This is a genomic window from Roseomonas aerilata DSM 19363, assembly GCF_000711725.1.
GTDB classification, from domain to species: domain Bacteria; phylum Pseudomonadota; class Alphaproteobacteria; order Acetobacterales; family Acetobacteraceae; genus Roseomonas; species Roseomonas aerilata.
Map to the genome: position 1 here is coordinate 52668 of NZ_JONP01000006.1, position 17863 is coordinate 70530.

19 protein-coding genes are annotated in these 17863 nt (G+C 70.4%); 8 read left to right on the forward strand and 11 right to left on the reverse strand.

From position 1 onward, the window contains the following. Positions 1 to 6: 6 nt before the first annotated feature. Genes BO39_RS08640 through BO39_RS08665 form a run of 6 tightly spaced genes read right to left on the reverse strand, consistent with a single transcriptional unit; the run spans position 7 to position 5351 of the window. Positions 7 to 708 (reverse strand): ABC transporter ATP-binding protein, encoded by a 702-nt coding sequence (locus BO39_RS08640; RefSeq protein WP_043832081.1) that lies wholly within the window; start codon positions 706 to 708, stop codon positions 7 to 9. Beyond that, complete coding sequence (locus BO39_RS08645; RefSeq protein WP_211257403.1) at positions 701 to 1450, reverse strand: ABC transporter ATP-binding protein; 750 nt, start codon at positions 1448 to 1450, stop codon at positions 701 to 703. Before BO39_RS08645 ends, BO39_RS08640 begins: the two co-directional genes overlap by 8 nt. Then, positions 1447 to 2412, reverse strand: coding sequence for a branched-chain amino acid ABC transporter permease (locus BO39_RS08650; protein ID WP_043832083.1), 966 nt, complete (start codon positions 2410 to 2412; stop codon positions 1447 to 1449). The genes BO39_RS08645 and BO39_RS08650 overlap by 4 nt, the downstream gene beginning before the upstream one ends. Then, positions 2409 to 3278, reverse strand: a complete 870-nt coding sequence (locus BO39_RS08655) for a branched-chain amino acid ABC transporter permease (RefSeq protein ID WP_043832085.1) — start codon at positions 3276 to 3278, stop codon at positions 2409 to 2411. Before BO39_RS08655 ends, BO39_RS08650 begins: the two co-directional genes overlap by 4 nt. Before the next feature lies 1 nt (position 3279). Continuing rightward, the gene (locus BO39_RS08660) at positions 3280 to 4494 is read right to left on the reverse strand and encodes an ABC transporter substrate-binding protein (protein ID WP_043832087.1); all 1215 of its coding nucleotides are present in this window, start codon (positions 4492 to 4494) and stop codon (positions 3280 to 3282) included. Further along, positions 4491 to 5351, reverse strand: coding sequence for a GntR family transcriptional regulator (locus tag BO39_RS08665; RefSeq protein WP_084697969.1), 861 nt, complete (start codon positions 5349 to 5351; stop codon positions 4491 to 4493). The genes BO39_RS08660 and BO39_RS08665 overlap by 4 nt, the downstream gene beginning before the upstream one ends. Positions 5352 to 5477: 126 nt before the next feature. Between BO39_RS08665 and leuC the strand changes: the two genes are divergently transcribed. From leuC to BO39_RS08690, 5 genes are read left to right on the forward strand one after another with little or no spacing between them, the layout of a single operon-like run. Further along, positions 5478 to 6902, forward strand: a complete 1425-nt coding sequence (gene leuC, locus BO39_RS08670) for a 3-isopropylmalate dehydratase large subunit (RefSeq protein WP_043832089.1) — start codon at positions 5478 to 5480, stop codon at positions 6900 to 6902. 2 nt (positions 6903 to 6904) lie between these two features. Then, complete coding sequence (gene leuD, locus BO39_RS08675; RefSeq protein ID WP_043832091.1) at positions 6905 to 7555, forward strand: 3-isopropylmalate dehydratase small subunit; 651 nt, start codon at positions 6905 to 6907, stop codon at positions 7553 to 7555. Continuing rightward, positions 7552 to 8340: an MBL fold metallo-hydrolase gene (locus tag BO39_RS08680; protein ID WP_043832093.1), complete on the forward strand. Its 789-nt coding sequence runs from the start codon at positions 7552 to 7554 to the stop codon at positions 8338 to 8340. The genes leuD and BO39_RS08680 overlap by 4 nt, the downstream gene beginning before the upstream one ends. Then, positions 8337 to 9233 (forward strand): hypothetical protein, encoded by an 897-nt coding sequence (locus BO39_RS08685; protein WP_043832095.1) that lies wholly within the window; start codon positions 8337 to 8339, stop codon positions 9231 to 9233. The genes BO39_RS08680 and BO39_RS08685 overlap by 4 nt, the downstream gene beginning before the upstream one ends. Next, complete coding sequence (locus BO39_RS08690) at positions 9230 to 10036, forward strand: HpcH/HpaI aldolase family protein (RefSeq protein ID WP_052401829.1); 807 nt, start codon at positions 9230 to 9232, stop codon at positions 10034 to 10036. The genes BO39_RS08685 and BO39_RS08690 overlap by 4 nt, the downstream gene beginning before the upstream one ends. A 14-nt stretch (positions 10037 to 10050) precedes the next feature. On the opposite strand, the gene BO39_RS08695 is transcribed toward BO39_RS08690, so the two are convergent. Continuing rightward, positions 10051 to 10779, reverse strand: a complete 729-nt coding sequence (locus BO39_RS08695; RefSeq protein WP_043832098.1) for a hypothetical protein — start codon at positions 10777 to 10779, stop codon at positions 10051 to 10053. A 92-nt stretch (positions 10780 to 10871) separates the two neighbouring features. On the opposite strand from BO39_RS08695, the gene BO39_RS08700 reads away from it, so the two are divergent. Further along, positions 10872 to 11849 (forward strand): Bug family tripartite tricarboxylate transporter substrate binding protein, encoded by a 978-nt coding sequence (locus tag BO39_RS08700; protein ID WP_043832100.1) that lies wholly within the window; start codon positions 10872 to 10874, stop codon positions 11847 to 11849. Positions 11850 to 11875: 26 nt separating this feature from the next. Then, positions 11876 to 12850 carry a Bug family tripartite tricarboxylate transporter substrate binding protein gene (locus BO39_RS08705; RefSeq protein WP_043832103.1) on the forward strand — a complete coding sequence of 325 codons (975 nt, stop codon included), beginning with the start codon at positions 11876 to 11878 and terminating at the stop codon, positions 12848 to 12850. Between the two features lie 16 nt (positions 12851 to 12866). Here BO39_RS08705 and BO39_RS08710 read toward each other — a convergent pair whose 3' ends face one another. Both BO39_RS08710 and BO39_RS08715 read right to left on the reverse strand, forming a co-directional pair. Then, positions 12867 to 13829: a Bug family tripartite tricarboxylate transporter substrate binding protein gene (locus BO39_RS08710; protein ID WP_043832105.1), complete on the reverse strand. Its 963-nt coding sequence runs from the start codon at positions 13827 to 13829 to the stop codon at positions 12867 to 12869. Positions 13830 to 13834: 5 nt separating this feature from the next. Then, positions 13835 to 15067 carry an FAD-dependent oxidoreductase gene (locus BO39_RS08715; RefSeq protein ID WP_052401830.1) on the reverse strand — a complete coding sequence of 411 codons (1233 nt, stop codon included), beginning with the start codon at positions 15065 to 15067 and terminating at the stop codon, positions 13835 to 13837. 95 nt (positions 15068 to 15162) lie between these two features. On the opposite strand from BO39_RS08715, the gene BO39_RS08720 reads away from it, so the two are divergent. Next, a complete protein-coding gene (locus BO39_RS08720) occupies positions 15163 to 15948 on the forward strand; it encodes a maleate cis-trans isomerase family protein (RefSeq protein WP_043832106.1) in 786 nt (261 codons plus the stop codon). A gap of 140 nt (positions 15949 to 16088) precedes the next feature. On the opposite strand, the gene BO39_RS29765 is transcribed toward BO39_RS08720, so the two are convergent. Further along, positions 16089 to 16709 (reverse strand): MarR family winged helix-turn-helix transcriptional regulator, encoded by a 621-nt coding sequence (locus BO39_RS29765; protein WP_052401831.1) that lies wholly within the window; start codon positions 16707 to 16709, stop codon positions 16089 to 16091. 391 nt (positions 16710 to 17100) lie between these two features. Next, the gene (locus BO39_RS08730) at positions 17101 to 17847 is read right to left on the reverse strand and encodes an SDR family NAD(P)-dependent oxidoreductase (RefSeq protein WP_211257404.1); all 747 of its coding nucleotides are present in this window, start codon (positions 17845 to 17847) and stop codon (positions 17101 to 17103) included. Positions 17848 to 17863 lie beyond the last annotated feature (16 nt).

The window sequence follows — 17863 nt, forward strand, 5'->3', positions numbered from 1 at the left end:
GCGTCCTCACAGGCCGAGGTAGACCCGGCGCAATTGGGGATCGTCGCGCAACTCGGCGGCGGGGCCGCTCATCGCGAAGATCCCGTTCTCCAGGATGAAGCCGCGCGAGGCGATCCCGAGGGACTGCACCACGTTCTGCTCCACCAGCAGGATCGGCAGGCCCGAGGCGTTCAGGCGGAGGATGAGCGAGAACATCTCCTCCACCAGCAGGGGCGAGAGGCCGAGGGAGGGCTCGTCGAGGATCAGCAGGCGCGGCTCGGCCATCATGCCGCGGCCGATCGCCAGCATCTGCTGCTCCCCGCCCGAGAGGGTGCCCGCCATCTGGCGTGTCCGCTCCCGCAGCCGGGGGAAGGTGTCGAACACGCGCTCCAGGTTCATGCGCCTGTTCGCGCGGCCGCGGCGGTAGGAGCCGAGTTCCAGGTTCTCGCGCACGCTCATGTTGGGGAAGATGCGCCGCCCCTCCGGCACGTGGATCAACCCGGCCTCGACGATGGCGTCCGGCCCCGCGCCGTCCAGCCGCCGGCCATCGAAGTGGATCTCGCCCGCGCGCGCTGGCAGCACGCCGGAGAGCACCTTGTTGAGCGTCGTCTTGCCCACACCGTTGGCGCCGAGCACCGCCACGATCTCGCCGGCGGAGACCGCCATGTCGAGACCGCGAAGCACCTCCACCTGGCCATAGCCCGCGCGAAGTCCCTTGACCTCAAGCATGGGCGGACCCCGCCGCGATACGCGCCGCCGCACCGTGGCCGAGATAGGCTTCGATCACCCGTGGATCGGCCGTCACCACCTGCGGCGGCCCCGACGCGATCATCCGCCCGCCCGCCAGCACGTGGACGTGGTCGCAGAGGTTCATCACCGCTTGCATCACGTGCTCGATCATCAGGATCGCTACGCCGCGCTCCCGGATGGTGCGGATCACGGGAATGATGTCCCGCACCTCCGAGGGATTGAGCCCGGCCAGTACCTCGTCCAGCAGGAGCAGGCGCGGCTCGGTCGCCAACGCGCGGGCGAGTTCCAGCCGCTTCCGTCCCGCGACCGTCAGCGCGGCAGCCTGGGCGTCGAGCATCGGCCCAAGGCCTACCTCCTCCGCCACCGCCTCGGCGCTGCGGATCGCGTCCCGTCGCGCGGGGTGGCGAAGATAGGCGCCGACCGCGATGTTCTCCCGCACCGTAAGGCCCGCAAAGGGCTGGACGATCTGGAAGGTGCGGGCCATGCCGCGCACAGCGCGCCGGTGCGGCGGTTCCGCCGTCACGTCCGCTCCCGCGAAGTCGACGCGCCCCGCGCTGGGCGTGAGGAAGCCGGAGAGAAGGGCGAAGAGCGTCGTCTTCCCTGCCCCGTTCGGCCCGATAAGCCCGATGAGCCCGCCCTCCGGCACCTCAAGCGAGGCGCCATCCACCGCCAGCAGCCCGCCGAAGCGGCGGGAAAGGCTCTCGGCGCGCATCAGGCTCATCGTGCCAATCCCCGGACAAGACGCTGCACCCCGTCCATCACGCCGCGCGGAAGGAAGGCGACTGCGAGGATCAGCAGGGCGCCGAACACCACGAGATCCACACCCGGCACCGGGCCCGCCACGCGGCCCAGTGCGAGTTTCGCCAGTTCCCCCACCCCGTGCAGGGCCAGCGCTCCAACCACCGGCCCCAGCACCGTGCCCGTGCCGCCGAGCACGCAGGCGATCAGCACCTCAATCGAGATCCAGGTGCCGTAGGCGATGTTGGCGTCGAGATAGAGGAAGTTCTGCGCGTAGAGGCACCCGGCCGCCGCCGTGACGCCGCCCGAAAGCGCGATGGCGCGAAGCTTCGTCCGCAGCACGTCCACGCCCAGCGCCCGGGCCGCGTCCTCGTTCTCGCGGACCGCGACCAGTTGCGCGCCGAAGCGGTGGTGGGCGATCCAGCCCGTCAGCAGCAGCACCGCCGCGACGGCGCCGGCAAGCAGCCAGAGGAAGGCGGCGCGCGAGGCGAATTGCAGGTTCTCCACGCCGGGGGAGAGCCGGATCAGCAGCCCCGACGCGCCGCCCGTGAAGTCCGCGGCGTTCGCGAGGATCCGCAGCACCTCGGCGAAGGCGAGGGTGACGAGCGCGAAGTACGAACCGCGCAGCCGCGCCCGGAAGGAGAGCGCGCCGATCACCCAACCCACGGCGGCCCCGAGCGCGATCCCCGCCGCGAGGCCCGCCCAGGCATTCACGCCGTAGCGGATCTGCAGGACTGCCGTGGCGTAGGCCCCAGTGCCGAAGAAGGCCGCGTGCCCGAAGGAGAGCTGGCCGGCATAACCGCCCAGCAGGTTCCAGCCCTGCGCCGCCAGCGCGACGATGAGAGAGGAGAGCAGGAAGTTCAGCACGACGTTTGAGGCGACGAGCGGCAGCAGCGCGATCACCGCCAGCAGCGCCAGCCCGGGAATGACCTCCCGCGGATTCATGCCCTGGCCCCGAACAGCCCGGTCGGCCGCAGCAGCAGCACGAGGATGAAGATCAGGAAGATGCCGAGCTGCCCCAGGCTCTCGCCCAGCAGCAGCCCGCCGAGGCTTTCCACCACGCCCACGAAAAGCCCGCCGACCAGCGCACCGGGGATGGAGCCCATGCCGCCCAGCACGACGATCGTGAAGGCCACCAGCACGAAGGCGTTGCCCACGCGCGGGTTCACGTAAAAGGTCGGCAGCAGCAGGCAGGCCGCGACCGCGAGGCAGGCGCAGCCTAGCCCGAAGGTCACGGCATAGACGTGCCGCGGATCGATGCCGCAGAGCTGTGCGCCGAACTTCTCCTTCGCGACAGCACGGATGGCGCGGCCCGTATCCGTCAGGGCCAGCAGGGCCCAGAGTAGGGCCGCCGTGACGAGGGCCACGCCGAAGCCGATCAGCCGCGGGCGGGAGAGCAGCATGGGCCCGATCTCAACCACGTCGAACCCCGCATCGCCTCCGAGCGTCCGCGTGTCCGAGCGGAACAGCGCGAGCAACGCGTTCTCGATCATGATCGACAGGCCGAGCGTGACCAGCAGCGTGTTGCCGTCGTCGCCGTGGCTCGCGGGCCCGATCACCCAGCGCTGCAGCGCGTAGCCGAAGCCGAAGAAGGCCACCACCAGAGGCAGGATCGCCGTGTATGGGTCAAGCCCGAAGGCGGCGTGCAGTCCCCAGGCCGCGAACATCGCGACCGAGAGCAGGGCCCCGTGCGCGAAGTTCACGATGTGCAGCACGCCATAGACGAGCGTGAGCCCCAGCGCGACGAGCGCATAGGCCGCGCCGGCGAGAAGGCCGTTGGCGACGGCCTCCGCGATCAGTTCGGGCGGCACGTCAGCCCTGGATCGGGAAGACGGGCCGGGCGTCGGCGGCCTCGGCGGGGAAAATCACCTTGATGTCGCCGTCCTGAACCTGAGTGTTCACCGGGCGCGCGCCCTGGTTCTGGCCGTTCACGAAGCGCGTGGGGCCGTAGGGCATGATGTGCCCGGAATAGTCGGAGGCCGCGAGCGCCGCCATCACCTTCGCCCTGTCCGCCGCGCCGGCGCGGTTCACCGCATCGGCCACCAGCTTCACGCAGGAGTAGTTCAGCGGGATGTTGTAGGCCCAGAACTTGCCGGCCGCGTCCACCTGCGCCTTCAGCGCCACGGCCTCGGAGTTCTTCGGGTCGTGCCAGTGGTTGCAATCCATCACCCCCAGCGCGGCGTCCGGGAACTCCTTCACGAAGCGGTAGTTCGAGGCGGCGCCGTTCAGCACGGCGTAAACCCCCTTCGGCCGGATCCGCTGCTGCCGCATGGTGCGGGAGAGCAGCACGAACTCTCCGTAATAGGAGGAGGGGATCAGCAGGTCCGGCCGCAAGGAGCGCAGGCGCAGCGCAATGTTGTTCATGTCGCGCGCGGGAGTTGGATGCGGGATCGTCTCCAGCACCTCGAAGCCGTGCTTCGGCAGCTCCATTGCCATCAGCCGCGCCAGGCCCGAACCGAATAGCCCGTCCTCATGCACCAGCACGACGGTCTTGCAGGGTTTGCCCGCGGCGTCGTTCAGCCGTATGAGGTTCTCCACCGCCGCCGAGGTTACCGTCCCGAAGCCTGGCGCCAGGCGGAAGGTATTGGCCAGCCCGCGCGTGACGATCCCGTCGGCCACCCCGACATCGACCACATAGGGCAGGTCGTAGCGCGCGGCGGCCTGGCTGGCGGCGAGGCAGATCGGGCTGGCGAAGCCGCCGACGATCGCGACCACCCCCTCCCCTTGCAGCTTCTCCACCTCCTGCGCCCCGGCTTCGGGATTGGAGCGCGCGTCGGCCACCACCAGCTCGATCTTCGCCCCGCCCAGCGCCGGCAAGCCGCCATCGGCGTTGATTTTCGCGACCGCCGCCTCGGCGCCCAGCCGGCCGAGCTCCCCGTCCTGCGCGAGCGCGCCGGTGAGGGGCTGCAGCAGGCCGATTTTCACGGGAGCGGGCTGGGCCCGCAGCACGGCCGGCATCGCGAGAAGCGCGGCGCCAGAGGCCGCGGTGCCGAGCAGAGCGCGGCGGTTGATGGGATAAACTGTCATCGGCTCGTCCTCTTGCGCTCTGATCTGGAGGTCTTCGTGCAGCTTACCGATGCCGCCTTCGCGGAGGCGGCATCGGCGGCATTCGCCGCGGGCGGCACGCTCGTCGGGCTCCAGCGCCGCTCGCCCTCGGCGCCGGTTCGCTGAAGCTGCATCTCGAAGGAGAAACGGTCCGGGCGGTACAGGGCGCGCAGGTGCTCCACCGGCCGCCCCTCCTCGTCCTGCACAAGCCGCGTCAGCGCGATCAGCGGCGCGCCGATCTCAACCTCCAGGGCCTCGGCCAGCTCCGGTCCGGCGAGCGCCGCGCCGATGCTCTGGCGCGCCCGGCCGATCCTCAGCCCCGACCGCTCAAGCAGCGTCAGCAGCGGGTGGCTCGCCAGTTCCGCCTCGGAATAGGTCCGCCCGATCCCCGCGGGCACGTGGGTGGTGAGGTGGGAGAAAGGCCCGCCGCCCATGCGCCGCACGCGCACGGCCCGCTGCGCGGCCTCGCCCGGCGCCAGTTCCAGCGCCTCGGCCACGGGCGGGGGCGGCACGGCATAGGCGAAGGAGAGCAGCCGCACCTCAGTGCGCCGGCCCATCTCCTTGAGGTGCAGGAACACGTCCGAGAAATCGACGATGGTCGGCGGCAGCACCGCGCCGGCGCGGACGAAGGTGCCGACGCCGGGGCGGCGCTCCACGAGCTGTTCCTGCGCCAGCTGGTCCAGCGCGCGGCGCACGGTCACCCGCGCCACGCCGTGCTCGGCGGCCAGGTCGGGCTCCCCCGGCAGGCGCGCGCCAGGCGGCAGCGCGCCGCCCGCGATGCGGTCGCGCAGCACGAGGTAGATCCGGCGCGCCTTGAAGGGTTCGACCGCCGCGCTCAAACGTCCGCTCCTTCGTGCCCACCTGTCCTGTAGGCAGGACAGCTTCCTGTCTAGGTTACAGAACAGCAGGATTGCATCAAGCCTCATCGCAAGCCTATCGTTCAGAAGCACAGGGAGGCCAGGACAATGGCGGACCAAGCGCCGCGCACGCTGTTCGACAAGGTGTGGGACGCCCATGTCGTCCTGACGCGCGAGGACGGGCAGGCCTTGCTGCTCATCGACCGGCACTTCTTCCACGAGGGCTCGCACCACGCCTTCAACCAGCTGGCGGCGCGCGGTGCGCGGGTGCCCTACCCGACGCAGAACATCGGCGTGGTGGACCACTACATCCCTACGCGCGGCCCCCGGAACAGGGGTCCCGGGGCGATCGCCGATCCGACGATCCGCCGCATGGTGGAGCAGGTCACCGATAACGCCGCGCGGCACGGGCTCCGCCTCTTCGGCCTGAACAGCCCCGGCCAGGGGATCGTCCATGTCGTCGGTCCCGAGCAGGGCCTGACCCTGCCCGGCCTCACAATCGTCTGCGGCGACAGCCACACTTCCACGCACGGGGCCTTCGGCGCGCTCGCCTTCGGCATCGGCGCGAGCGAGGTCGCGCATGTGCTGATGACGCAGACCCTCTGGCAGCGCCGCCCGGGGCGGATGCGCATCGCGGTGGAGGGAGAATTGGGACCGGGGATTGGCGCGAAGGACGTTGCGCTTTCCATCATCGCCCGCATCGGCGCGGACGGCGCCGCGCGCCACGCGGTGGAATATGCAGGGTCCGCCATTCGCGCCCTTTCGATGGAGGGGCGCCTGACCCTCTGCAACCTTGCCATCGAGTCCGGGGCCCGCTGCGGCATGGTGGCGCCGGACGAGACCACCCTCGCCTTCCTTCGCGGCCGCCCCTTCGCGCCGCAGGGCGCAGAATTCGACCAGGCGGCCGAGGCCTGGTTGGCGCTGCCCGGAGATACGGACGCCGCCTTCGACCGCGAGGTGACGCTGTCGGCGGACGAGATCGCGCCGATCGTCACCTGGGGCGTGAGCCCGGAGGACGCGCTGCCCGTCACCGCCACCCTGCCCGATCCCGACCGCACCCAGGACCCCGCCCGCGCCGCCGGGATCCGCGACGGGCTGGACTATATGGGCCTTCGCGCCGGGCAGAAGCTGTCCGACATCGCCGTGGACCGCGTCTTTATCGGCTCCTGCACGAACAGCCGCATCGAGGACCTGCGCGCGGCCGCCGCCGTCCTCGCCGGGCGCCGTGCCCGCGTGCCCGGCCTCGTCTCCCCCGGCTCGACCCTCGTGAAGCAGCAGGCGGAGCAGGAGGGACTGGACCGCATCTTCCGCGACGCCGGATTGGAATGGGTGGAATCCGGCTGCTCGATGTGCGTGGGCATGAACGGCGACCTGCTGGCTGCTGGGGAGCGCTGCGCCTCCACCACCAACCGCAACTTCAAGGGGCGGCAAGGCAAGGGCTCGCGCACGCATCTCATGTCGCCCGCGATGGTCGCCGCGGCCGCCGTCACCGGCCACCTGACTGACGTGCGCCCCCTGCTCGAGGGCCGCTGACGGTGCAGCCCTTCCTCACACTGGCCGCCACCGCCTGTCCGCTGCCGCTCGCGAACGTGGACACCGACCAGCTCATCCCCGCGCGCTTCATGAGCCGCCCCCGCAGCGCCGGCTACGGCGACGTGCTGCTGTACGACCTCCGCTTTGACGCCGACGGCACGGCACGCCCGGGCTTCCCGCTCAACGACCCCGCCCGTACGGGCGCCGGCATCCTCGTCGCCCGCCGCAACTTCGGCAGCGGCTCCTCGCGGGAGGCGGCGGCCTATGCCCTGGTGGACCACGGCATCCGCTGCGTCCTCGCGCCCAGCTTCGGGGACATCTTCAGCAGCAACGCCGTCAATAACGGCCTTCTCCCGGCACGGCTCGAGGAGGAGGCGGTGGAGTGGATCCTAGCCTGGCTGGAAGCCGGCAACACTGAGATGACGGTCGATCTCGATGCCTGCAGCGTCTCGGCCGGTGGCCGCAGCTGGAGCTTCGCCATCGACCCGGTCTGGCGCACGAAGCTGCTCAACGGCTGGACGGACGTGGACCTGACCCTCAGCCACGCCGCCGCGATCGAGGCCTTCGCGACCACTGACCGGGCGCGCCGCCCCTGGGCGTGGTTGCCGGACGTGCCCTCGAAAGAACCAAGCCAGGAGACGCCAGCAGCATGACGAGCCCCGCGCCGGATTTCACGCGAACTGGCACCCTGCCCCGCGCCATCACGCCGGACTGCCTGTGGACGGGGCGCTGCCTGCCGAGCAGCGTGCCCGACATGCACGCGCATTACGCGCTCTACCTGCTGAAGGGCAGCGAGAAGACGGTGCTGATCGACACCGGCCACCCTATCCATTGGGCCGAGGTGCGGCGCGACGTGGACGCCTTCCTCGCTGGTCGTCCCCTCGACTACATCTTCCCAACGCATAGCGAGCTGCCGCATTCCGGCCTGCTGGAGCGATGGATGCGCGAGTTCCCGCAGGCTGTCGCGATCGGCGACATGCGGGACTACCCGCTCTACCACCCCCAACTCGCGCACCGCTTCCGCCAGGTCGAGCCCGGCGACCGCCTGGACCTCGGCGACCGCGAGTTGCTCTTCCTCCCGCCCGTCTGGCGCGACCTGCCGGACACCCTTTGGGCCTTCGACACGAAGGACCGCATCCTCTTCCTCTCGGATGCCTGCGCCTATTTCCACGCGCATGTCCCCGGCCAGTGCGACCACCTGAGCAGTGAGATCGCGCCGCCCGACCTCGCGATCATGAGGGACTTCAACGACAAGGCCCTGCACTGGCCAAAGTTCACGGACAGCCGCCCCAGCTTCCCGGAGATCGATGAGCTTCTTGCGCGCCTTCGCCCGCGCTTCCTCGCCGGCGCGCATGGCTGCGTGGTCGATACGCCGGCGGAGGCGCTGCCGCTCTTCAAGAGGGGCATCGCCATGGGCCCGGGGGCGGCAGCGACATGACCGAGACCGAGGGCTTCGCCGAAATCATCCCCGGCACGCTCGCCGCCACCGGCGGCTGGCTGGACGTGGCCGCGCGTCCCATCAGCTGGATCCCGCCCACGGCACGCGGCCTGCTGCCCGTGCAGGGTTATATCCTGCGCGACGGCGAGAGCTGGCTCATGGTGGATACCGGCCTTGCCGTGCACTGGCCCCTCGTGGCCGAAGGCATCCGCCGCACGCTGGAAGGTACCACGGAGCGCCGGCTGATCACCACGCGGCGCGAGCAGGACTGCATGATCAACCTGCCGGCCATCCTCGGCGAGTTCGGCGTGCGCGAGGTGCTATACGCGGGCGTTCTCAATCCGCTCGACTTCTTCGAGGGCGTGGAGGAACGCGACGCCGTCGCCCGGATTGAAGCGACGCCCGGCCTGCGCGCCACGCGCATCGCCCCCGGCGCGGTCACGGTCGTCGGGCGCCTGCGGCTGGAAGTCCTGCGCGTGGAGCTGCGCCTTCTCGCGACGAACTGGTTCTACGAGACGGAGACGGCGACGCTCTTCACCTCCGATGCCTTCGCCTTCCTCGCGCGGCCCGCGCAGGCCTGGAGCGCCGGCCTCTCGCGCCTGCGCGCGCCGGACGAGGCGCCGATCCGGGCGGAGGACGCCGCACTCTATCTCTCCGCCAAGATGGACTGGCTGATCGGCATCGACCCCGCCCCGGTGCTGGCCGATCTCGACGCTATCCAGGCCGCCCGTCCCATCGCCCGCCTCTGCCCCGGCTTCGGCCTCGTGATCGAGGGCGAGGCGGCGGTGCGCGAAGCTTTCGATGCGGTCCGGGAAGCGCTGCGGATCCTCGGCGCGCGCCCGCGTAAGGTGTGGCGCTTCCCGGACGCGTTGAACGCAGAGGCGGCGGCATGAGCGGCTATCCCGGCACCGCCTTCCGCGCCCGCATGCAGGCGGGAGAGCTCGCCCTCGGCAGCAATCTTCGCCTCACCCGCAGTGCGGAGGCAGGGCCCATCCTCGCGGCCTGCGGTTTCCACTGGGCGATGCTCGACTTCGAGCACAGTCCGGCCTCGCCACATATCGCGCACGACGTCGCGCTCTCGGCCATCCGCGCCGGCATCCTGCCCCTCGCGCGCCCTTCCAGCCACGACCCGCACGAGATCGCGGGGCTTCTCACCAACGGCGCGCTCGGCCTCGTCGTGCCGCATGTGGACACACCGGAGCAGGCGGCGGCCGTTGCGCGGGCGGCGCGCTTCGCGCCGCGCGGCAATCTCTCCGTCCCTGGAACCCTCGCGCATTTCGGCTATGACAAGGGCCTCGCAGAGGCCTGCGCGATCTTCAATGAGGAGGTCGTGGTTGCGGTGATGATCGAGAGCCGCACGGCAGTCGAGAATGTCGAGGCGATCGCGGCGGTGCCGGGCGTGGACGGGCTGTTCATCGGCGGCTCGGACCTGCTCTGGGATCTCGGCTTGCCCGGCCGCTACGACGCGCCCGAACTGCTCGACGCCGTGGAGCGGACCTGCGCCGCGGCCGCGCGCAACGGGCTCTTCGCCGGCATGGGTGGGCCACGCGACGAGGGCCCCTGGCACGGTTTCCTCCGCGCCGGGATGCGCATGATCCTGACCGAGAATGATCTCTCGCTGATGATGCGCGGCGCGCGCGACCGACGCGCCTTCTTCGAGGGTGTGCTCTCCGGCAGTGCGGCGGTGGGGGCCTGATGGAAGCGCCGGCCTCAACGTTGTGGGGCCGGCATCCCCTCCAGGACGAGCGGCCCCTGGTCGTCCACCGCGGCCCAGGCGGCGAAGGCGGGAGAGGGCGAGACGCGTCCGCTCCGCAGAAGGCGGAGCCAGGTCTCTGCCGCGCGCACGAAGGGGTTCACCCCGCGTGGCCAGATGATGAGGCTGATCGCCTCGGCCATTCGCCGCTCGTCGATGTCCGCGCCGTAGGCCGCTTCAAGCTCGACCTCCAGCGCCCAGAGCCTTCCGCGCGCAGCATGCACCGCAAGGCGCGCCAGCCGCACCGTCTCGTCCGGCAGGTCGCCCGCGGCATTCAGGGCGGAGGCGGCTTCGAGATAGGCGGCCGCAGGATCGTACCCCGGGAAGTGCGGCGCCCATTCCCCGCGCAGGAAGCCGAGCGCATCCGCGCCCAGGGCCCAGGCCGTCTGCCGGAAAAGTGCCGCTGCCTCGCGATCGGTGCCGCCGCAACGTCGGAAGGCGGCGACGTGGTGCGTGCCCACCGGCTCGTTGCAGGCAACGAGGATCGCGAGCCACACGCATTCCCGTGCGAGCGGCGTCATGTGGCGCTCATCCACCGTCAGCGCGCGGTACATCGCGCCGTAGGCCTGGTGCAACTCAGGCAGCGCGGCAGCGAGAAGCCCGCGATGCGGCAGCACGTAGCCGCGCTCCGCCTGGAGCGATGCCAGCGTATCGTGGATACCGGCCGCGGCCTCGTTCTTGCTCATTCGATCAGGGCCCTCCGTGCCGCAAACTCCCGCGCACTGTCGCGCCGGTCAATGGATGGCTGGGCGCCCGAGCAACATCTGTGAGGAACACCATGCGTCGCCGCACCGCGCTCAGCCTGCTGTCCACCCCGTTACTGCCCCTGCCGCACATCGCACGGGCGCAGGCGGCGTGGCGCCCGAGCCGCCCTGTGACGCTGCTCGTGCCCTTCCCGCCCGGCGGCGCCACGGATCTCTGCGCGCGCGCCCTTCAGCCCGGGCTTCAGGCGGCGCTTGGACAGAACGTGGTCATCGACAACCGGCCGGGCGCGACGGGGGTGATCGGCACGCGCGTGGTAGCCGCCATGCCTGGCGACGGACACGTCCTTCTCGTCAACGCCAGCGGCACGATGACGATCCAGCCCGTGGTCATGCAGTCCCCCGGCTTCGATCCTGAGAAGGATTTCAAGCCGATCATCCTGGCGATGAGCGCGCCGAACGTCATCGTCGTCCATCCCTCCGTGCCCGCGACGAATGTCGCGGAGCTGCGGAACTGGATGCTGCAGAAGGGCGACGCGCTCTCCTTCTCCTCCTCCGGCATCGGGTCATCCGAGCAGCTCGGGCTGGAGCTCTTCCTCCTCCGCACCGGGACGCGCGCCGTGCACGTGCCCTTCGCCGGTGGCGCGGCGGCGATCACGGCGGTCATCCAGAACACGGTACCGCTCTCGATGGTGAATTCGGGCACGGCCGCGCCACAGATCACCTCGGGTCAGGTCCGCATGATCGCCGTGGCCGGCCCCCGCCGGCTCACATGGGCGCCCGACGTGCCGACCATGGCGGAACAGGGACTGGAAGACCTCACCTCCCAATCTTGGACCGGTCTCTTCGTGCCCGCCGCCACGCCCGAACCGATTGCCGAAGCACTGCACGAGGCGCTTGCCGCCACGCTGCGCCAACCGGAGGTCGTGGAGCGGTTGGAGAGGATCCGCTTCGTCGTCGGGGGCGGAAGCCGCGTGGACCTCGGAAAGCTTGTCTCCGACGACCTCGTCCGCTGGCGCGGCGTGGTGCGGGACGCCCGCATTGCCGTGAACTGACGACCTTCCTGACGGAGCCACGCCCCATGACCGCTTCCCGCCGCTCGATCCTGACCGCGCTGTCGGCCGGGGCCGGCGCGTTCCTCTTGCCGCGTCGCCCTGCCGCGCAACCTGGCTGGATGCCCGCGCGCCCCGTGCGGCTCGTCGTGCCCTTCACGCCCGGCGGCACCACGGACCTTCTGGGACGCCTCGCCGCGCGGGGGATGGAACCCTCGCTCGGCACCTCCGTGGTCATCGACAACCGGGGCGGCGCCGGCGGCGTGATCGGCAGCGACCTTGTGGCGAAGGCCTCGCCGGACGGGTACACCATCCTTCTCTCGAACATCGCCTCCCAGGCGATCGGGCCTGCGGTGTCGAAGCACGTGCCCTACGATCCCGTGCGCGACTTCACGCCCATTGGCCTCATCGCGGCGGTGCCGAGCGCGATCGTCGTCGCGATGGACAGCCCGATCCGCAGCCTGCCCGAGCTGGTGGCGCGCGCCCGCACCGGCAACGTGAAGTTCGGCTCCACCGGCATCGGCACCTCCAGCCACGTGAAGCTCGAACTGCTCAACCGCGCGGCCGGTGTGACGATCCTGCACGCGCCTTATCGCGGCTCCGCACCGGCTGTCGCGGACGTGCTGGGCGGGCAGATCGACGGCCTGATCGCGGCGGTTCCCGATGTCGGGCGCAACGACCGGCTGCGCATGCTGGCCGTGACCACGCCGGAACGTGCCGCGCGCTGGCCCGAGGTGCCGAGCGTGCGTGAGTTCGGCTTCGAGACGCTTGTCGCCACCAACTGGTTCGGGCTCTCCGGCCCCGCGGGGATGCCGGATGCCGCCGCCGACGTGTTGCACGACGCCCTCGCGAAGGGCCTCTCCGCCCCGGAGGTGCAGGAACGGCTTCTCGACTTCGGGGCGGGACCCAACAGGCTCTCGCGTCGCGACTATGCGGCCCTGGTCGCCTCCGATGTGGCACGATGGGCCAGGATCGCGAAGGAAGCGGGAATCCAGGCGGAGTGAGCCGCCCCGCCCCTGCTCAGTCCGCCCGCACGCCGGCCTCGCGCACCGCCTTGCCCCAGCGCGCCAGCTCGTCCGCGACGTAGCCCGCGTACCAGGCGCGATCATGGGCCGGCGGCACGGCGCCGAAATCGGCCAGCCGTGCGCGCACCGTTTCCGTCGAAAGGGCCTCCAGCGCTGCCGCGCTCATCCGATCCGCGATTGCGTCCGGCAGGCCGGGCGGGCCAGAGAGGCCGAACCAGGTGGGCGCCGTCATTTGCGGCAGCCCCAGCTCGGTGAAGGTGGGCACGGCATCCCAGCCCGGCGTCCGGCGCCCCGAGGTGATCGCGAGGATGCGCACGCGGTCGTTGCGCCCGGCTTCGGCAAGGGTCGTGATCATCGCCTCTACCGTTCCGCCCATGACATCCGAGATGCCGGGCGCGGAGCCGCGATAGGGCACGTGGACGAGCTGGGTGCCCGTGAGCCGCGCGAGGGTGGTGGTGAGGACGTGCGAGGTGGTCCCGTTCCCCGGAGAGGCCACGGTCACCGGCCGCGTGCGCGCCGCGAACAAGAAGCCGGCCAGATCGCGGGCCGGAGAGGCTTCGCCGACGACCAGGACGGAGGGCACGTCCGCGAGAAGCGCGATATGGGTGAAGTCCCGAACGCTGTCATAGGGCACACGGGGGTAGACGTTCGGCCCTACCGCGTGGGAAGCAATGTTGGACATGACGAAGGCGTAGCCGTCCGGCGTCGCCTTCGCGACGGCGTCGCTGCCCACCGTGCCGCCCGCACCCGCACGGTTCTCCACCACCATGGGCTGGCCGAGCCTCTGTGCCATCCGCTGCGCATAGACGCGCGCCACGATGTCCGTGGTGCCGCCGGGCGGGAAGGGAACGACGAAACGGATGGGGCGGGATGGCCAGGCGCCCGCTTCCTGCGCGTGGAGGGTGCGGGTTGCGGTCAGCGCTGCGGCCGCCGCGAGCAGGATGCGTCGTTCCGTCATTCCCCTCACTCCACCCGCGCGGCTTCGCGCAGTCCGGTGATCATGGATGTTCGCAGCAGGTGTTCGCGCAGTCGGGCCGGGTCGGCGCAGAGCGCCTGCATGTCGGTGAGCATCGCGCGCCGGCGAGCCGGATCGGTCTCGCGCATGCGGGCGCGGTTGCGGTCGGCCTGGGCGATGATCTCGCGCTCCGCCACTGGTCGGCGGCGACGGGTGTAACGGTTGAGCAGCCCCTCCCCCGCCTCGCCGCGGAGTACGGGCAGGAGGGTCGCGGCCAGCTCGAAGGCGTCGTGGATGCCGCCGTTCATCCCCATGCCACCCGAGGGTGAGTTCAGATGCGCGGCATCCCCCGCGAGCAAAAGGCGGCCCTTGCGGTAATCCGCCACGATCCTCTGGTGGATGCGGTATGGGCGGAGGTCCGGTACGTCATAGGGCGTCGGCTTCGGGTGGATGGCCTGCAGCTTGCGCTCGACCGCCGCAGGCTCCAGCGCCTCCTCCACGCTCTCCCCCGGCGCGGGATAGAGGCTGGCGCGCCAGCGGCCGGGCACGCGTAGCAGCGAGAAGGTGCCGGAGAAGGCGGGATGGCTCGTCCAGACATAGTTTACGTTGGACAGGTGCGGAAGATGCTCGTGAAGGGGAAAGGTCGTCGTCGCGAGGATGGTGGTCTCGGGATAGGTGTCGCCCGGAAAATCGAGACCCATGGCGTGGCGGACCTGGCTGCGCGCGCCGTCGCAGCCGATGACGTAGTCCGCAGATACCGTCTCGCCACCTTCCAGCGTGAGGACCACCCCGTCTGCGTCCTGCATTAACGCCGTGACGGATGCATCGAAGCGCACCGTTCCCGCAGGCAGCAGCGAAAGCAGAAGATGTGACAGCCGCTGCTGCTCGCACTGCAAGCGATGCGGAAAGGCCGTGTCCTCGCGGAGCACGGAGAGGTCGAAGACCGCGCGTTCACCGGTTTCGTGCAGGCGGATCTGCCATTCCGGTGTCACCAGCCCCTGCGCGATCAGCGGCCGGGCGACGCCGATCGTGTCCAACATGTCGAGCGTCGGCGGATGGAAGGTGGAGGCGCGCAGCTCCTCCGCGATCGCCGGTCCCGCCTCCAACACCAGGGGCGTGGCCCCAGCACGATGCAGCAGAACGGCGAGCGTAAGGCCAACCGGCCCGGCGCCGACGATCGCGGTGCGGGAGGAACGATGCAGGGCGAGGACTCCGCTGGTTCGGCTTGCGCAGTCGGCCATGACCTGTCCAACTTGTCCATCACGCAACCTGAGCGGCGGGGCCATGCCGGAGTGCGAGCCGGAAGCGGTTTCCCAGCCTGAACGAGGCTGACCCGGTGGCCCTGGAATACGCACCCCGCGGACTGATCGGCGTGCTGACGCCGCAGGCGAACACGACGGTCGAGCCGGAGCTGGCGATCCTCCTGCCACCCGGGGTCGCGATGATCAACACCCGCCTCACCAGCCCGAAGCCGACGATCGTCGCGCGGCTGCTGGACTACCTGCGCGACCTGGAAGGGGCCGTCGCACAGTTCGCCAATGCGCCGCTGGCTGCGCTGGCCTTCGCCTGCACTGGCGCCTCCTACTACGCCGGCCCGGAGGAGGAAGCGGCGATCGTCGTCCGCATGGAAGCCGCGCGCGGCGTGCCCGTGGTGACGGCGGGACAGGCCGTACGCGACGCGCTCCGGGCCCTGTCGGCGCGTCGCATCGGCCTTGTCTCCCCCTATCCCGACGACCTGACGCGCGCGGCCATCGCCTACTGGAAGGCGCAGGGCTTTGAGGTCGTCCGCATCTCCGGCTCGGCGCTGCAGGACGGTGTCTTCCACCCGATCTACGCGATGGACGGCGCGGGCGCTCAGGCGGCGCTGGAGGCGCTGGACCCCGCGGGGCTGGATGCGATCGTCATGCTCGGCACCGGCATGCCGACGCTGCGGCCCATCCTCGCGCATGGATACCGCGGCGGCGTACCCGTGCTCTCATGCATGCTCTGCCTCGCCTGGCGCAGCGTGGAGGCGGCCGCCGGCGGCCCGGCCAATGCCGCAAGCCTGCAGGGATGGCTGGGTGGGCGAGATTGGCAGGCGCGGTGGCGGATGCGCCAGCACGGCGGATCACCCGACGCCTGATCGGGCCCGCTGCTGTTCCGCAACGCGGCAGGACTTACGGGCGCTCTGGACCCAAGCAGGAAGAGGCAGATGCCCAGCCCGCGCCAGACTGGTTTAAGGGATTTGAAGGCGCGTCCGGACGAGCGCACCTACCTCGAGCTTCAGGAAGCCCGCGACTGCCGTGGCTTGCGAGCGGCGGGCGGCAGCGCCTTCGCTGCCTGTGCCGCCGGCGTCTCACGGGGGGCCGCGCCCTCCAGGCCGAGCCTCACCTTCGCCAGCATGCGCAGCAGGGTCTCCACCTCCTCCGTGGTGAGGTGTTGCAGCGCGGCGGCGTTGCGCTCCGCGGCTATGTCGACGATCTGTTGGCGCAGCGCCCAGCCCTTCGGCGTCAGGTGGATGTTCACCGTGCGCCGGTCTTCCGCATTTCGCCGCCGCTGCGCCAGGCCAAGTCGCTCCATCTGGTTCACGGCCGAGACGACCGACGGGCCCATGAGGCGGACGCGCCGCGCCAGCTCGTTCTGGATCAGCCCATCCTCCTCGTAGAGGGCCCAAAGATAGGACCACAGGCTGACGGGAATGCCGAGCGGCTGCATGTGCGCCTGCACGCTTGCACGGAACATGCGGTGAAGATCACGGACCTGGTAACCGAAGTTCCAGCGGTCCGCGTAGAATTCCTCACGCTTGCTGACAGGCCAGCGCGCGCGCTCGCGGGCACCGGCCGGGGCGACAGGCTGCTGCCGGGGCTGGCGCGCACTCCCCGAGGCCGTGTCGCGCTTGGGCATATGGACGCTGGATCCTTGAATCTGGCCGGCCAGAAGAGGCCCGCGACGGGGCCGGCCCTCGGCCGCCTGCCCAAGGGGCTTGATAAGCACATCGCCGCAGCGAGGACCAGAAGCCCGGCGGCAGTATCAAGGGCGGGCACCAGCTCGGCCTATGCCGGCCGCTGCTCGCCGTAGAATCCACCCCTCCCCAGCGGAAGCCCAGGCGGGGCGAGTTCGGGGCAATCCTGCGCATGCGCGCTTGAACAGCCGTATTCTGTGTCCGGGCGACGCAGCCAGCCAGCATGGTCCCTCGTGCGCTTACCTGCGGCGCTTCAAACCCGAGTTGCCGCGGATGCCGCGGATGCCGCGGAGGCGATGCTTGCGGGGGGCCTTCGTGAAGGCCGCGTGAGCTTCAATGCATAACGGAGCCGCCGTCAACCACGACCGTCTGTCCCGTCATGAAGTCGCTTTCCGAGGAGAGGAGAAAGGCCAGCGCGCCGGTCAGGTCCTCGGGCGTCTGATCGCGCATCAGGCAGCGCGTTTCGAGGACGGATCTCGTCATCTCCTCAGGGTAGTCCTCGTTTCCGACCAGTCCATCGCTGAGCGTCAGGCCAGGCGCCAGGCAATTCACCCGAATGCCGCAGCCCCCGAGTTCGCGCGCCGCGGCCCGCGTCATCGCGATGATCGCGCCCTTGGAGGAGACATAGGGCATCATCATGGGCGTGCCCTTGAACACTGTCCCCGAGGCGATGTTGACGATCTTGCCATAACCCTTGGCCCGCATAACCGGAAGGACGGCCTTGATGCACTCGAAGGTGCCGCGCACATTCACCCGCAACACCCGGTCGAACTCCTCCGAACCGATCTCGCTGAACGGACGCGGGCGCAGTGTCGCGAAGAGCGCCGCGTTGTTCACCAGCCCGCTGACTCCCCCGAACTGCGCGACGCTGTGCTCGACGAGACGGGCCACGGCCTCGGAGTCGGTGATATCGCAGACCTGACCGGTGGCGTTCCCGCCCAGTTCACGGATCGCGGCCACGGTCGCATCGGGCGACAGGATGTCGCAGACAGTCACGCGCGCGCCCTCTGCGGCGAGCGCACGGGCATAGGCCGCGCCGATCCCCTGCGCGCCTCCCGTCACGATGACGCTGCGATCCAAGAGCCTGCGCATGGCC